The organism is Vibrio sp. 378 (assembly GCF_033339435.1).
Window position 1 is genome coordinate 1 of sequence record NZ_JAWOUO010001063.1, and the last position, 540, is coordinate 540.

At 45.6% G+C, this 540-nt stretch carries 1 protein-coding gene; it reads right to left on the minus strand.

The features are described 5' to 3' along the window. The coding region (locus R7Q48_RS30375; RefSeq protein ID WP_318134126.1) for an HD domain-containing protein at positions 1 to 540 on the minus strand (540 nt) is incomplete at both ends.

Sequence of the window (540 nt, forward strand, 5' to 3'; positions counted from 1 at the left end):
CGTCAAACAATTCATCAAACGCCAAACTCTTCTTCTGCATTTTTCGCCAAATGCTGTAGATGTGTTTAGGACGACCACTGACTTCGGCATTAATGCCACAAGCTTTCATCTCTTGAGATAAGTCTTCGACAAAATCTTTGATGTATTGCTCACGGACAATACGACGCTCAGCAAGCTGCTTTGCAATCTGCTTGTAAGTGTCCGGTTGTTGATAACGGAAAGCGTAGTCTTCGATTTCCCACTTAAGCTGACCGATACCTAGGCGGTTAGCCAGTGGAGCATAAATGTTGGCACACTCTTTTGCCGCAGCACGTCGAACTTCGTCCGGCGCTTTTTTGACTTCAATAAGGTTGCAAATTCGTTCTGCTAGCTTGATGACAACGCAACGAAAATCGTCCACCATGGCAAGCAGCATGCGACGAACGTTGTCTACTTGAGACGACGCAGCACTGCCTTCCATCGTAACGTTAAGCTGACCGATAGCGGCCATTTCTTCTACGCCATCAATGAGCTTAATGATTTCTTTGCTGTATTTTTCTT